Here is a 14,442-nt window from a genome sequence, read left to right as displayed (position 1 = left end):
GCTACCCCGGATAACGGGAGGGACTCGCGGGATAAACGCCAAGTATGGCAATTTTCTCGCTGCATCCCCGCAATACCGCCAGAGCCTTGCCCAGCGCCTCCTGCTCGGGGTGGCCTTCCACATCCAGCAGAAAGCCTGTCGCAGTCAGCGTGCCGGGGCTCATATAGCTCTCAAGGCGCGTCATGTTGACACCGTTTGCGGCGAACCCACCCAGAGCCTCGTAAAGCGCACCAGCCCGGTTGAGCACACGGAACACAAGCGTCGTGATCACGCGTTCATCCTGCGGCGAGGGCCAGGCAGCCTGTCGCGCCACCAGATAGAACCGCGTCGTGTTATGGGCAGCGTCCTCGACATTGGCCCGCAAGACCTCAAGGCCGTTGAGTTCGGCAGCCAGTGATGACGCAATGGCGGCATCCTCGCGGGATTGCCATTTGACGACCATCTCTGCCGCCCCCGCCGTATCGAAGGCCGAGCAGGCCTCGACACCAAGCTCACGGATCAGGTTCCTGATCTGCCCAAGCGCCACCGGGTGGGTATGAACCCGCCTGACTTCCTCAATCCTGGTGCCGGGCAAGGCAATCAGGCAGTGTTCCACACGCTGGAAATGCTCGCCAATAATCGGCAGACCGGCTTCCGGCAAAAGCGCATGAATTTCGGGAACACGGCCCGCGAGCGAATTTTCGCAAGCCAGCATGCCAAGCGTTGCCCGTCCCTCGCGCACGGCATCGATCGCCGCCTGAAAGCTGGGGCATGGCAGGGTTTTCCAGCCCGGTCGCGCCGTGCGGCAGGCAAGATCGGAATAAGCGCCGGGACGCCCCTGAAAAGCAATTGTGTGGGTCATGCTGCAAGCACCTGACGTATGCGTACAAGATCCTCGGGCGTATCGACCCCGAGCGGCGCCTCGGCAATAGAGGCGCAGCCAATGCTCATACCCGCCTCAAGCGCCCGCAATTGCTCAAGCGACTCACGACGCTCGAGAGGCGAAGGCGCCAGCGCCACGAACCGCGCCAGCGCCTCACGCCGCCAGGCATAGACCCCGACATGATGCCAGAGCGGGCCGTCACCCCAGGGGATCGGCTGCCGGGAGAAATAAAGCGCACGCGCTACGCTTGCACCCGACGCGAAAGCGCAGGCGGCCTTGACGACGGAGGCCCGTCGCGCCTCTTCCTCTGTCTCTACCGGCGCAACCAGCGTACCGATATCGAAACCTTCAGCCACCGGGCGCAAGGCGGCAGAGAGGCTGTGCGGCGCAATCAGAGGCAGATCACCCTGCAGATTGATCACCACATCATGACGCCCCTCCGGATCATGGCTTTGCAGGGCAGCATGAACGCGGTCAGATCCGCTGGGCAGGGCCGGATCGGTCAGGACGCCTGCCACATCATGGCCAGACAGGGCATCGAGAATGGCCTGATCGCCAGAGGCAACAAGCACAGGGCCAAGGCCTGATGCGAGCGCCCGTAACGCCACCTGTAGAATCATGGGCTTGCCGTCGATCTCTGCCAGCGGCTTGTTTGGCAAGCGCGTCGAGGCAAGACGCGATGGAATGACGATGATGGGATTCATGGGAATGAGGCAGGCTTTCCGCTTGTCTTGTGAAGGGCCGCAGCGCGAGGCCAGACATGCCGCACCCCCCATGACGCGTCAATCTTTCCTTGCAGGCTGCGCGTTTTCATTGCGTCAGCCTGTAAAGATTCATCGCCATCATGGCTAAAAATATCGTTTTTCGGTCCGATACTGTCGTTCAGCCCTCATGTGCCCTTGCGATCGTGGCCGCACTGCCGGATATGCCTTCAGATTGTTCGACGCTGCGCTGCCCGCTCAGGGCTGATTTACGGATTGTGAGTTACCGCCATGACGCTTCCGCCCGATCTCGATGCCTGCCTGCAAACTGCACGGCTCTGTGCCGATCACGCGGGTCAGGCGATCACACCCCATTTCCGCGCTGGTCTGGATGTGGATGACAAGAGCGACGAATCTCCCGTCACGCGTGCCGATCGCGAGGCAGAATCTGCCATGCGCGACCTCATCAGGCAGGCCCATCCCGACCATGCCATTCTGGGCGAGGAATATGGTTTCTCCGGTGATGAGGGGGATTACATATGGGTACTGGACCCCATAGATGGCACACGCGCCTTCATCACCGGCAGGCCGAGTTTTGCGACACTCATTGCCCTTTTCCACAAGGGAATGCCTGTGCTGGGCGTGATCGATCAGCCCTTTACCCATGAGCGCTGGGTTGGCGTTGCCGGACGTGAGACCGTCTTTGAATCCGCCACTCTTCCCGGCGTTGCAGGTACCCGGAATTGCCCGACGCTTGGTGACGCCGAGCTGTCATGCACTTCGCCCGATATGCTCATAGCCCCTTATGACCAGCGTTTTGCACAGCTCAAGAAAGCTGCACGTCGCACAAGCTGGGGTGGCGATGCCTATGGTTATGGTCTGCTGGCACTCGGGCAGATTGACCTGATTGCGGAATGTACCATGAAACCGTGGGACTGGGCTGCTCTGGTTCCCGTTGTGAACGGCGCAGGCGGCATTGTGACGGACTGGCAGGGCGCACCCCTTACGCTTGAAAGCGATGGGACTGTTCTGGCCTGTGGTGACAAGGCGCTTCTGCCCAAGGCCATCGCGAGCCTTCGCCCTTCCCCCTGAACCACGTATGAGCTAGCACCGCGTTTCGGATTTGCGCTGCTGACAGGAGCCGACATGGAAGCCTCGTTTTCTCTCCCCAAAGACCGCATTCGCATCCTTCTGCTCGAAGGTATTCATGAAAGCGCCGCCCAGCATCTCGCCGCGCAGGGCTACAAGCAGGTAACGTGCCTCAAGACCGCGCTTGAGGGCGAGGCTCTGACAGAAGCACTCAAGGGTGTGCACATGGTGGGCATCCGCTCACGGACACAGCTCACCGCCCCCGTGATCGAGGCGGCCGACCGACTCATGGCAATCGGCTGCTTCTGCATTGGCACCAACCAGGTCGATCTCAACGCGGCACGCATGGCAGGTATTCCGGTTTTCAACGCTCCCTTCAGCAACACGCGCTCCGTGGCCGAACTCGTCATGGGCGAGATCGTCATGCTGCTGCGCCGTATCCCCTCGCGCTCCGAGCAATGCCACGCAGGCGGCTGGGACAAATCGGCTGTGAACGCGTGGGAAGTGCGCGGCAAGACGCTCGGCATCGTGGGCTACGGCTCGATCGGTTCGCAGCTTTCCGTTCTGGCCGAGGCTTTCGGCCTGCGCGTGATCTATTACGATACGGTGGACAAGCTTCCGCATGGCAATGCCACACCGGTTGCCACGCTCAATGAGCTTCTCGCCCAGTCGGATATCGTGAGCCTGCATGTTCCGCAGACGGAGCAGACGAAGGACATGATTGGCGAGGCCGAAATCCGCGCCATGAAGCCCAATTCCATCCTGCTCAACAATGCACGCGGCACTGTGGTCGATATCGATGCCCTCGCTGCTGCCCTGCGTGACGGGCACCTCATGGGTGCCGGTGTGGACGTATTCCCCAAGGAGCCGAAAGGCGCAGGCGAGAGCTTTGTCTCCCCCCTTCAGGGACTGCCCAACGTCATTCTCACACCGCATATCGGTGGCTCGACCATGGAAGCGCAGGAGCGTATCGGCGTGGAAGTCGCCAAGCGCTTTGTGGAATATTCCGATGTCGGCTCGACGCTGGGCGCTGTCAATTTCCCTCCGGTGCAGTTGCCCGAACGTCCGCGTGGTACGCGCTTCATGCATGTGCATGAAAACCGCCCCGGCATCATGCGCCAGATCAACGAGATCTTCTCCAGCGAAGACTGCAACATCGTTGCTCAATACCTGCAGACCGATGGCGAGGTCGGTTATGTTGTGGTCGAGACCGATGCGAGCCCCGACTCGGAACTTGATAACCGCCTGCTCAACAGCCTCCGCGAGCTCAAGGGCACGATGCGCGCGCGTCTGATCTATCAGCGTTGAAGTAATTTGATGAATTATTAACACTGCACTAATAATGATCAGGAACAGATTCACCTGTTCCTGATCATTCGTTGGTGCCGGTGACCGCTTCATCCTCTTCCATTGCCCGTATCCAGAGTTTTGCCTTTGCGGGCATCGATGCCATCCCGGTCACGGTCGAAATCCAGATCGCCTCTGGCCTGCCCGCCTTCATCATCGTTGGCCTGCCCGACAAGACAGTCGGTGAATCACGCGAGCGCGTCCGCGCTGCCCTGGCAGCACTCGGACTCGCCCTGCCCCCCAAGCGTATCCTGATCAATCTGGTTCCGGCCGATCTGCCCAAGGAAGGCTCGCATTTCGACCTGCCGATTGCTCTGGCCATCATGACGGCCATGGGTATCCTGTCGCATGAGGCCGTGGCGGCTTACAGCGCCATTGGCGAACTCTCGCTTGACGGACGCCTGCAGGCGACGGGTGGCGTGCTTTCTGCCGCACTCGAGACAGTCCGGCATCAGCTTGGCCTGATCTGCCCCCGCCCCCAGGCACAGGAGGCACGATGGGCGAGCGACACGCTCGATATCCTTGCCCCCGACACATTGCGCGCCCTGCTGTCGCATTTCAACGGCGAGCATGTATTGCCCTCCCCCGAACTCGAACCTGTGGCGCGCTCAGCGCCGCTGAACGATCTTGCTTTGGTCAAGGGCATGGATATGGGGCGACGCGCCCTTGAGATCGCGGCTTGCGGGGCGCATTCCCTGCTGATGTCAGGGCCTCCGGGTGCTGGTAAATCCATGCTTGCGCAGTGCCTACCCTCTATCCTTCCCGATCTGACGCATGAACAGATACTTGAGTGCAGCCGGATTCACAGTCTGGGCGGTCAGGCCAGCGGGAGTACCCTGATTACCCAACCGCCTTTCAGGGCGCCGCATCACTCGACTACCCTGCCCGCGCTTGTCGGCGGGGGCTCACGATCCCGCCCGGGCGAAGTGAGCCTTGCCCATAATGGCGTTCTCTTTCTCGATGAACTGCCGGAATTTTCGCGAAGCTGCCTCGAATCCCTGCGTCAGCCTCTGGAGACGGGCGCGATCACGGTGGCACGAGCCAGACAGACCGTGCTCTATCCCTCGCGTTTTCAGTTCATCGCGGCCATGAATCCCTGTCGGTGCGGCTATCTGGGCGATGCTGAGCGCGCCTGCCGAAAGGCTCCTCAATGCGGCGAGGAGTATCTCTCCCGCCTCTCCGGCCCCATGCTCGACCGGATCGATCTTTCCTTGTTCGTCACCCCGGTCTCGCCCCTCGACATGATTACCGCACCGGCAGGCGAGAATAGTGCCACCGTGCGCGCCCGCGTCGTGAAAGCAAGACAATTTCAGATTGCGCGTCAAGGAGTCCCCAACGCGCAGGTGGCAGCTCAGGATATCGTTCTGACGCCGGAGGCACGCCATCTTGTCAGTGAGGCGGGTACCAGGCTGCGCCTTTCAGCCCGCGGGCTTACACGCCTGCTGCGCGTAGCACGCAGCGTTGCCGATCTCGACCACGCAACAGATGTCGGCGCCCCGCATCTGCGCGAGGCGCTCGGTTTCAGGATGCGCTAGAGCCGCGCCTTACCCCGCCAGTGAAGCGCGGAGCACTTCGAGTCCCCCTTCAAGATCTGCAATGAGGTCGTTGGGGTCTTCGAGCCCGATATGCAGTCTGAAGTTTGGCCCCTCAGGCATGGCGTTGGGCAGCGAGCGGCGCACGCCCCCCGTCGTTGGCAAAACGAGGCTTTCATATCCGCCCCAGGACGCGCCGATGCCGAACAGGGCCAGCGCATCAATCATGTCCCGCATGGCCGCGACAGACAGATCGGCGCGCAACTCCACACCGAAAAGCGAACTTGCCCCCTCAAAATCGCGTCGCCAGAATTCATGGCCGGGACATTCCTCGAACGCCGGATGCAGCACACGCGCCACTTCCGGTCGGCCACGCAGCCATTGCGCCACCAGCAAAGCCGAAGCTGATTGACGCTCAAGCCGCACCGCCATCGTGCGGAGCCCGCGAAGGGTTAGCCAACATTCATCCGGTCCGGCCAGCTGGCCAATCTGAATGGCGGAATCGCGCAGTGTCTTCCAGAGTGCGCCATCTGCCACTGTGATCGCGCCGGCAATCACATCGGAATGTCCGGCGGGATATTTCGTCAGCGCCTGGATGGAGACGTCCACCCCATGGCGGAAAGGCTGGAAAATGCCAATCCCCCAGGTATTGTCGAGCATAAGCAGCGCACCATGCTCATGGGCCACACGTGCCAGCATGGGAACGTCCTGCACCTCGAATGTGTGGCTGCCCGGGCTCTCGGCAAACACGACACGCGTATTCTCTCGCATCAGCCCGATCAGGGTCTCTTCATCCGCTAGGGGCGCATAATAGGTGGTCTCGATCCCCATACGCGCCAGCATGGTGCCGGCAAAACGGCGTGTGGGCCCATAGACCGAGTCGGGCAGAAGCAGGTGATCACCAGAACTCAGGAAGGCGAGCAGAGGCAGGGTGCAGGCCGCCAGCCCCGAGGAGACGACCTGCGTATGGGTCCCGCCTTCAATCAGCGCGAGAAGCTTTTCAAGCTCATGCTGAACGGGCGAGCCCATCGCTCCATAGATCAGTTCATGCTCATGGCTGCGCAGCCCCTGTTCCCGCATCGCGTCCAATGAGGGAAAAAGGACGGTCGAGCCCCTCGTCACCGGCGCATTGACATAGGCCCCCTCGGGCGGGGTGGGCTCAGGTCGCCCTCCCTGTACCAGTAGTGAGGACAGGCGCTTCCAGCCGGAAGTGACCTGCTTGGCGGTGTTTTCCACTCTCTTGTTTCTCCTGTCAGGTCTCAATGGGGGTGGCAGGATCGCTTCCCCACTCGGCCCATGACCCATCATAAAGCTGCCCTGGCGCCAGCCCGGCCACACGCAAGGCCATGGTCAGCGTTGCGGCGGTCAGACCCGACCCGCAACTGGTGATGACCCGACGCGAGCCTATGGCACAGCCCGCGAAACGCTCGACCAGCGCCTCAGGCTGCAGAAAGCAGCCGTGGGGGTCCAGCACCTCGGTAAAGGGCAGGTTCACCGCGCCCCTCATATGCCCACCGCGCATGTTGGGCCGTGGCTCGGCTGTTCGGGCATGGAAACGCACTGCACTGCGTGCATCGAGGATTACGCGGTCAGGGTCATCGAGCGCGTCGAGCACATCGCCCTTGCCTGCAAGGAGCGCATAGCGGGTGCGCGGTCGATAAGGCTGCTCGCAGGGTGCCGCCGGAGCCGGCGCAGCGTCGGGCGCAAGACCAAGAGCCTCGAGCGCTGCCAAGCCACCGTCAAGAACATGCACAGACTCGTGCCCGAACAGTGAGGCCATCCAGTGAGCCCGACAGGCGCCGATACTTCCTTTGCGGTCATAGAAAACCAGTCCCGTATCGGAGCCTATGCCCAGTGCCATCATGGCCTGCGCAAATGTGGCCGCACCGGGTACGGTATGGGGGAGCGGGTCCGAGCGATCACATATGTCGTTGATACGGAAACGATTTGCCCCGGGAAGCGCTAGTTTATGGAAGTCTGCTTCCGGGTCACCGTCCTGCCCGGGAAGGAGAGCCGAGGCATCGAGATAGCGATACCGGCCGGGAGGAAGCGACATCAGGGCCTGTGCATTGATCAGGGGGGGTATCGTCATGGATGGCACGCTCCTGCACATGATGGATCAGGCATGTCCCGGCCTGACGGGGATCGCAAAAACGGATCAGGAACCGCACGATAGCAGCCGGAATGACCTCGTGGTCAACTGGCGACGGCCACAGCCGGGGGAGATTAGGTGACAACCGAACGCATCATGCTGGGAATGCTCCTTCTGGGGGTCGCTTATGGTTGCGGCGTGGTGCTGTGGCCCTTCCTTTCCGCCATCCTGTGGGGCGCGATTCTCACTTTCACGACATGGCCCCTGTTCAAGCGCCTGCGCCGCCACATGCGCCCGCCTCTGGCCGCTGTGGTCATGATGGTCGGTAGCGCCATTGCCATTGTCATGCCGCTCGCGCTCCTTACCTCGACCGGCATTGCGGATCTCCCGCTGATCATCGGCGGCATCAACACCGAAATCGAAGCCCTTGGGCGTACCCATCCGGCGCCGGACTGGCTGGCCACGATTCCCGGCATCGGCCCACAGCTGACCAATGCCTACCAACACTGGAGCCATGACGTCCGCGGCGTGGGCGAGGCCCTTCATCCCTATGCCGGGCAGATCGCCCGTTATACCCTCAAGGCCCTGATGCAGATGGCGAGCGGCCTGGCCGAACTGGTCATGGCGCTCTTTATCGCCCTGTTTTTCTGGATCAGTGGTGATTCGCTGGGGCGTGTCATCACGGCTGTCCTGACCCGCATCACCGGCACCTATGCCGATCGTCTGATCACCATCATCGGCAGCGTCATACGGGGCACGGTCTACGGCATTCTCGGTACCGCCATCGTTCAGGGCGTGCTCACCTCCATTGGCCTGTTCATCTCGGGCGTACCTGCCCCGGTGCTGCTCGGCGGTGTCGCGGCCTTTGTGGCGGTTTTTCCGGTCGGTGCCCCGCTGGTATGGGCACCTGCCGCCATCTGGCTGGCCCTTCATCATCATCTCGGCTGGGGCCTGTTTCTCGCGGGTTATGGCATCGTGTTCATCTCAGGGGCCGATCACATCATCCGGCCCGCTTTCATCGCCAGAGGGGCGCAGCTTCCCTATCTTCTGACCGTACTCGGTGTGCTGGGCGGCGTGGTCACATTGGGCGGACTGGGTATTTTTCTGGGTCCGGTCCTGCTGGGCGTCGGCTATACTCTGACAACTGAATTCGCGCGTGGCGCCTATCAGACAGAAAAGAAAATGCTTCAATGAATCCGTCTTTGACCCACGACGCCCCGCCTGCCCATTTAGCTGATCGCACTGTCCCCGGTATTGGCCAGAATTTTACCATCCTGAGCTGGAATCTGCTCCGCGCCGTGGGGGCCCCGCTCGATGAGGTCGTCGAACTGGCACGCACCTTCCAGCCCGATATCTTTCTGATGCAGGAGGCCGTGAGCAGTTTCGACAGGCTGCCCACCATACTGGGCGGACATTACGCGCGAATTCCTCTGCCCGACCGCATCCACGGCACTGCGTGCTGGAGCCGCTTTCCCTTCGCACGACCGCCGGTCTCCTGCGCCCTGCCATCGGGGTTGATGGTCAAGCGCACGGCACAGCTCATCGATTTCGGGTCATTCTCGATCGCAAACGTGCACCTGTCTCACGGGCAGATCCTGAATCGCCGTCAGCTTCGCCGTATCGCGCCGATCCTGCGCCATCGGGCGCTCGTCATGGGCGACTTCAATCTTGTCGGGCCGACCTTGCTCCCCGGTTTTCGCGATGTTGGCCCAAGAGCCCCCACGCATCGCATGGCCGACATGCTGCCGATACGGATCGACCGCTGTCTGGTGCGTGGCATGACACCCCTCAATGCCGGTGTTCTGCCCAATCGCAGTTCGGACCATCACCCTATTACGGTAACACTACGGCTCGATGCGCCCGACAGGCACCGCGCCTTCTTTCAGCGACTGGCAGATCGCCGGCAGGTCAAGGCGCTCACAGATAGGGCATGAACAATCTGACGGCAGCATTACGCGTTTTGCGCCAGGCGCTGAGGCTGTCGAGCGCGTGATGCGTGAGCCGTCCCGCCTTATGCCGTTCCATGAAACTATTGAGAGACTGCGCCACCGACGCACTGTAGATTTCGAGATTGATCTCGAAATTCAGACGCAGGCTGCGCGCATCGATATTGCTGCTACCGACAAAGGACCATTCTTCATCAACGACAAGCAGCTTGGCGTGATTGAAGGGTGGCCTGTTCATCCAGACATGGCACCCTGCCTTCAGGAACGGTGCAAGACTGGCATCGCGGGCATAATCGATCAGCCTATGATTGCTGCGACGTGGCAAGATGATATCGATCTGCACACCACGCAGGGCTGCAAGGCAAAGCTCCGATACCAAACGCTCATTGGGCAGGAAATACGGCGTCATCAGGCGAACCGCGCGGCGTGACAGGGCAATCGCCTGCAGCATGGAGAATTCGATCTTCTCAAGATCGTTATCCGGCCCGGATGTCACGATACGCATCGGGATATCACCGGCCCGGTCAAGCTCGGGAAACCAGATCTTACCGTCAAGCTCTTCACCGCAGGTAAAAGACCAGTCACGCGCAAAGGCTTCGGTTAGTTGATGAACAATCGGCCCTTTAAGCCGGAAATGCGTATCCGCCACCGGATGCTTGATTCGCAGGCGCCGCAGGTTCTCCTCACCGATATTCAGGCCGCCCATAAACCCGGTACGCCCATCGATAACCAGAATTTTGCGGTGATTGCGCAGATTGATGAATGGCATTTTCCACGGAAGAAGCGAGTGCATGAACCGCTCACAAGGGACTCCACGCACGCGCAAGGCCTTGTGAATGCCACTGCGGAAATACCCGCCCCCGATACCGTCAACCAGCACACGCACCGCGACACCCCGCGCCTGCGCTGCCACCAGGGCATCCACAAACTGCTCCCCGATTCTATCTGCCCTGAAAATATAGGAACACAGCAGAATCGAGACTTGTGCCGAGGCAATGTCCTGCAGCATGCGCGGATAGATGTTGTCGCCATCATGAAGGCAATCGACGGAATTGCCGCCCAGCAGGGGCCGCTCGGTCAGCTTGCCGATCATCCGCGCCAAGGGGGCGAAATCCCCCTCCATACGCTGGCGGGCATGAAAGGCCGGGCCCCGCCCCCGCCAGTGATGGTCACTCACCAGACGTCGCGCCAGACGCCTGACACGATTGATACCGAACATCAGATAGAGCAACGCGCCGAAAATCGGCATGAGCCAGCTCACACCGATCCAGCCGGCACAGGCCGCCGTGTTCTGTTTCGTCCGCAGAACATGCAAAGTGACTGCAACAGCAAGACCGAGCCGAAGCAGGATCAGGAAGGCGTCAAGGAGGGTAATGGGCCAGCTCATTTCTCATAACGTTAGCGTATTCGTCCGGAATTCAAAGAGAGACATCTTGCAACCGGAAAAATCATCGTAAAATATGAGAGGGTGATCGTGGGCCAGATCCGTCCGGACTCGGTGTGCAAGGCTTTGGGCTAGCCACAAGGAATGTTGCTGAGCCGCTCGAAAAAGCGTGCGCAGCGTTTTCACGGCGCGTCTGTCCTGCCGGGTCAGGATACCGGTTGGACAAGGGTCTGAAGCAAGGCCGGTGCTGGCCTGTCCGGATAGGACCGAAACGCCCTGTGGCACCGGACCGGAATGCGAGGTCCGCAGGCAGCAACCGACGGTCAGGACAGTCAGGCTTACGCAATCGATGGCCCTCCCGTGCAGGGGGGGCGTCACTATCAAGCGTTTTCAGGCAGAGGAGAGAAAGGATGGTTATGTCAGCTCATCGTCCCCAGCTCTTCTACACGACAGAGCCGTCGCCCTGCCCGTATCTCCCCGGCAGGACGGAGCGCAAGGTCATGACCGAGCTGACCGGCAGTGATGTCGACCAGCTTCACGATCGCCTGTCCCGTGCCGGTTTCAGGCGCAGCCACGGCATTGTCTATGCCCCTGTCTGCCATGGTTGCCAGTCCTGTATCCCGATCCGGCTTCCTGTCGCGGAATTCGTGCCGGATCGCACCATGCGCCGGGTGCGCCGGGACCACGCCGATCTTGTTGTGACTGAGCGCCCCATCGTCGCAACCGAGGAACAATACGCCCTGTTCCGGGCCTATCAGGCGCATCGTCATGGCGATGGTGATATGGCCCTCATGGGGCTCGATGATTATCAGTCGATGGTCGAGACCAGCCCGGTCGAAACCAGTCTGTTCGAGTTCCGCTCACGCGATGGTCGTCTGGTCTGCGTGTCTCTTGTCGATATGCTCTCTGACGGTCTCTCGGCGGTCTACACGTTCTATGACCCGGCAGAGACCCATCGCTCCTACGGAACGGCATCCATTCTATGGCTGATTGCCGAGACGGCCCGACGCAACAAGCCTTATCTCTATCTCGGCTACTGGGTGCCAGGCAGCACGAAGATGGGCTATAAATCACGCTTCAACCCGGCGGAAATTCTTCGCAACGGGCACTGGCACCGACTGGCAGGCGCGCCCTCTGCAGGGTCCTCGACACCGACAATCGCGGTATCGAGCCCGAAAGACGACATCCCTTCCGCCGGGGCCGCCTGAGAACTCAGCTTCTGGTCACGGGCTTGCGGGTCATCCATTGCGGGGCAGCCTTGCCCTGATCCGCTCGTTTGCCGACAATCGACGCGAGATCGGCGTCACTGCGTGGCTTTTGCCCCTCATGCCAGACCAGACCTGTTTCCGAGGCAAAGACCCGCAGATCGACGATGCGCTGACCCGGCGGGAGCTTCTGGATCGTGACACCCATGCCCTTTGTCATTTCGGGCAAGGCATCAAGGGCAAAGGATAGCGCCTTGCGGTTGCTGCCCATGGTGATGATCTGATCACCAGTGACAGCCACGCAGAACCCGGCGCGGTCACCGTCACGCAGCGTCAGGACCTGTTTGCCCGTCCGTTTTTCAGCGGCCATATCGGCGTCACGCACAATCATGCCGCGTCCGCTTTCGCTGGCCAGAACGTGACGGCCGGACTCATCGATCACAAAGAAAGAGACGATATCCTCGTCTTGAGGCAGATCGACCAGAACGCGAATGGGCTGCCCGAAGCCACGCCCACGCGGAAGATCAGCCGCCTTGAGCGTAAAGGCTCGGCCGCCACTCACGAGAATACAGAGACGATCGGTGCTCTGACACTCGAGCGACAGTCCGAACGCATCACCCTCCTTGAACTTATGGCTCTCGGGGTCGATCCCATGTCCCTTCACGGCCCTCACCCAGCCTTCACGTGAGAGGAGCACGGTCAGGGGCTCACGATCGACCTGTATGGCGGCACTCAAATCGATCGGTGCGGGCGGTGCCGCAATCTGGGTGCGTCGGGTGCCAAGGGCGCCCTCGCCAAAGCTGGCGGCTGTCGCGTCAAGTTCCTTGCCGATACGGGTCCAGCGTTTGCGCTCACTGCCCAGCAATCCTTCGAGCCCGGATTTCTCCTTGAGAAGCGCATCACGCTCCTTGCGTATCTCGATCTCCTCAAGACGACGCAGTGAGCGCAGGCGCATATTCAGCACATATTCGGCCTGCAGATCCGTCAGGCTGAACACACGCATCAATTCGGGCTTGGGCTCGTCGCTTTCGCGAATGATGCGGATAACTTCATCGAGATTGAGATAAACGGCCAGAAACCCTTCAAGGATTTCCAGACGGCGCTCAACCGCGTTCAGACGATGCTGCGAACGGCGAACGAGAACGATCTCGCGATGGTCCAGCCATGACTGGATGACCTCACGCAGCCCCATCACCCGCGGCACGCGATTGGCGTCCAGCACGTTCATGTTCAGGCTGAAACGACTCTCCAGCGGGGTGACCCGGAAGAGGGTTTCCATCAGCACTTCCGGCTCGATCCCCTTGGTCTTGGGTTCGAGGATCAGGCGGATATCTGTCGTACTTTCGTCGCGTATATCGGCAAGGAGCGGCAGCTTCTTCTGCTCCATCAACTCCGCGATCTGCTCGATCAGGCGCGATTTCTGCACCTGATAGGGAATCTCGGTCACGATCACGGTCCAGGTACCAAAACGTCCCTGTTCGACCTCCCATCGTGCGCGGGTACGAAAACTGCCGCGTCCGGTCTCGTAAGCCGTGACCATGCTGGCCGGGTCTTCAATCAGCACGCCACCTGTGGGGAAGTCAGGTCCCGGCATGAACTGCATCAGCGCCTCGACAGGCGCCTGCGGGTTCTCGATCAGATGACGTGCAGCGCGACAGATCTCGGCGGCGTTATGCGGGGGAATACTGGTGGCCATGCCAACCGCAATCCCGGCCGCGCCATTGGCCAGCAGGTTCGGAAAAGCGCCGGGCAGGACCACGGGCTCGGCATCTTCATTGTCATAGGTCGGACGGAAATCGACCGCATCATCCTCGATACCTTCCAGAAGGGCCTTGGCCACAGCGGTCAGCCGGGACTCCGTGTAACGCATGGCGGCTGCGTTATCGCCGTCAATCGAACCGAAATTGCCCTGGCCTTCGACAAGCGGATAGCGCACCGCGAAGTCCTGGGCGAGGCGGACCAGAGCCTCGTACACGGCGGCGTCGCCATGGGGATGGAACTTACCGATCACGTCACCCACGACGCGGGCGCATTTCTTGAAACCCGCCGTCGGGTCCAGCTTGAGCTGCTGCATGGCGTAGAGGATGCGCCGATGCACAGGCTTCATGCCATCGCGCACATCGGGCAACGAACGCGCCATGATGGTCGACATGGCATAGGCAATATAGCGCTCGCTCAGTGCGTCTGCGAGTTTGGTATCCTCGATATGTCCTGCCAGATCCTGACTCATGCCACGCCCTTTCGTTTCAGGGCAGATAAGGCGGCGCGGCGCGGCCTGTCCAGT

Annotated in this window: 12 protein-coding genes; 6 read left to right on the top strand and 6 right to left on the bottom strand. The window is 61.0% G+C overall.

Going from position 1 to position 14,442, the window contains the following annotated elements; translation table 11 throughout:
• Window position 1 precedes the first annotated feature (1 nt).
• Both F3J08_RS05910 and F3J08_RS05905 read right to left on the bottom strand, forming a co-directional pair.
• Window positions 2-841 carry a prephenate dehydratase gene (locus F3J08_RS05910; RefSeq protein WP_166928788.1) on the bottom strand — a complete coding sequence of 280 codons (840 nt, stop codon included), beginning with the start codon at window positions 839-841 and terminating at the stop codon, window positions 2-4.
• On the bottom strand, window positions 838-1,566 hold the full coding sequence (locus tag F3J08_RS05905) for a 3-deoxy-manno-octulosonate cytidylyltransferase (protein ID WP_166928988.1): 729 nt from the start codon (window positions 1,564-1,566) through the stop codon (window positions 838-840). The genes F3J08_RS05910 and F3J08_RS05905 overlap by 4 nt, the downstream gene beginning before the upstream one ends.
• 288 nt (window positions 1,567-1,854) lie before the next feature.
• Between F3J08_RS05905 and F3J08_RS05900 the strand changes: the two genes are divergently transcribed.
• The 3 genes from F3J08_RS05900 (at window position 1,855) to F3J08_RS05890 (ending at window position 5,534) form a co-directional block, all read left to right on the top strand.
• On the top strand, window positions 1,855-2,655 hold the full coding sequence (locus F3J08_RS05900; RefSeq protein ID WP_166928787.1) for an inositol monophosphatase family protein: 801 nt from the start codon (window positions 1,855-1,857) through the stop codon (window positions 2,653-2,655).
• Between the two features lie 54 nt (window positions 2,656-2,709).
• On the top strand, window positions 2,710-3,960 hold the full coding sequence (gene serA, locus F3J08_RS05895; protein ID WP_023977468.1) for a phosphoglycerate dehydrogenase: 1,251 nt from the start codon (window positions 2,710-2,712) through the stop codon (window positions 3,958-3,960).
• 80 nt (window positions 3,961-4,040) lie between these two features.
• The gene (locus tag F3J08_RS05890) at window positions 4,041-5,534 is read left to right on the top strand and encodes a YifB family Mg chelatase-like AAA ATPase (protein ID WP_166928986.1); all 1,494 of its coding nucleotides are present in this window, start codon (window positions 4,041-4,043) and stop codon (window positions 5,532-5,534) included.
• Between the two features lie 9 nt (window positions 5,535-5,543).
• Here the strand turns inward: F3J08_RS05890 and metC are convergent, their stop codons facing one another.
• Complete coding sequence (gene metC / locus F3J08_RS05885; RefSeq protein WP_370458674.1) at window positions 5,544-6,767, bottom strand: cystathionine beta-lyase; 1,224 nt, start codon at window positions 6,765-6,767, stop codon at window positions 5,544-5,546.
• 16 nt (window positions 6,768-6,783) lie between these two features.
• Window positions 6,784-7,623: a sulfurtransferase gene (locus F3J08_RS05880; RefSeq protein ID WP_166928786.1), complete on the bottom strand. Its 840-nt coding sequence runs from the start codon at window positions 7,621-7,623 to the stop codon at window positions 6,784-6,786.
• 138 nt (window positions 7,624-7,761) lie between these two features.
• On the opposite strand from F3J08_RS05880, the gene F3J08_RS05875 reads away from it, so the two are divergent.
• Window positions 7,762-8,817 (top strand): AI-2E family transporter, encoded by a 1,056-nt coding sequence (locus F3J08_RS05875; protein ID WP_122039186.1) that lies wholly within the window; start codon window positions 7,762-7,764, stop codon window positions 8,815-8,817.
• Complete coding sequence (locus F3J08_RS05870) at window positions 8,814-9,557, top strand: endonuclease/exonuclease/phosphatase family protein (protein WP_166928785.1); 744 nt, start codon at window positions 8,814-8,816, stop codon at window positions 9,555-9,557. The genes F3J08_RS05875 and F3J08_RS05870 overlap by 4 nt, the downstream gene beginning before the upstream one ends.
• Here the strand turns inward: F3J08_RS05870 and cls are convergent.
• Entirely contained in the window at window positions 9,541-10,956 is a 1,416-nt protein-coding gene (gene cls, locus F3J08_RS05865) for a cardiolipin synthase (protein WP_166928784.1), read from the bottom strand. The genes F3J08_RS05870 and cls overlap by 17 nt on opposite strands.
• Before the next feature lie 407 nt (window positions 10,957-11,363).
• On the opposite strand from cls, the gene F3J08_RS05860 reads away from it, so the two are divergent.
• Entirely contained in the window at window positions 11,364-12,161 is a 798-nt protein-coding gene (locus tag F3J08_RS05860; protein ID WP_240149165.1) for an arginyltransferase, read from the top strand.
• Between the two features lie 4 nt (window positions 12,162-12,165).
• On the opposite strand, the gene parC is transcribed toward F3J08_RS05860, so the two are convergent.
• Window positions 12,166-14,388: a DNA topoisomerase IV subunit A gene (gene parC / locus F3J08_RS05855; protein ID WP_166928783.1), complete on the bottom strand. Its 2,223-nt coding sequence runs from the start codon at window positions 14,386-14,388 to the stop codon at window positions 12,166-12,168.
• Window positions 14,389-14,442 lie beyond the last annotated feature (54 nt).

The organism is Asaia sp. As-1742, assembly GCF_011753235.1.
In the GTDB taxonomy this organism is placed as follows: Bacteria; Pseudomonadota; Alphaproteobacteria; order Acetobacterales; family Acetobacteraceae; genus Asaia; species Asaia bogorensis_B.
The sequence above is the reverse complement of the archived record's forward strand: the minus strand, read 5'-3'. Positions and strand labels throughout refer to the sequence as shown.

Coding starts and splice junctions, on each gene's coding strand:
- F3J08_RS05910 (WP_166928788.1), bottom strand. CDS start 841: ATGACCCACACAATTGCTTTTCAGGGGCGTCCCGGCGCTTATTCCGAT.
- F3J08_RS05905 (WP_166928988.1), bottom strand. CDS start 1,566: ATGAATCCCATCATCGTCATTCCATCGCGTCTTGCCTCGACGCGCTTG.
- F3J08_RS05900 (WP_166928787.1), top strand. CDS start 1,855: ATGACGCTTCCGCCCGATCTCGATGCCTGCCTGCAAACTGCACGGCTC.
- serA (WP_023977468.1), top strand. CDS start 2,710: ATGGAAGCCTCGTTTTCTCTCCCCAAAGACCGCATTCGCATCCTTCTG.
- F3J08_RS05880 (WP_166928786.1), bottom strand. CDS start 7,623: ATGACGATACCCCCCCTGATCAATGCACAGGCCCTGATGTCGCTTCCT.
- F3J08_RS05870 (WP_166928785.1), top strand. CDS start 8,814: ATGAATCCGTCTTTGACCCACGACGCCCCGCCTGCCCATTTAGCTGAT.
- cls (WP_166928784.1), bottom strand. CDS start 10,956: ATGAGCTGGCCCATTACCCTCCTTGACGCCTTCCTGATCCTGCTTCGG.
- F3J08_RS05860 (WP_240149165.1), top strand. CDS start 11,364: ATGGTTATGTCAGCTCATCGTCCCCAGCTCTTCTACACGACAGAGCCG.
- parC (WP_166928783.1), bottom strand. CDS start 14,388: ATGAGTCAGGATCTGGCAGGACATATCGAGGATACCAAACTCGCAGAC.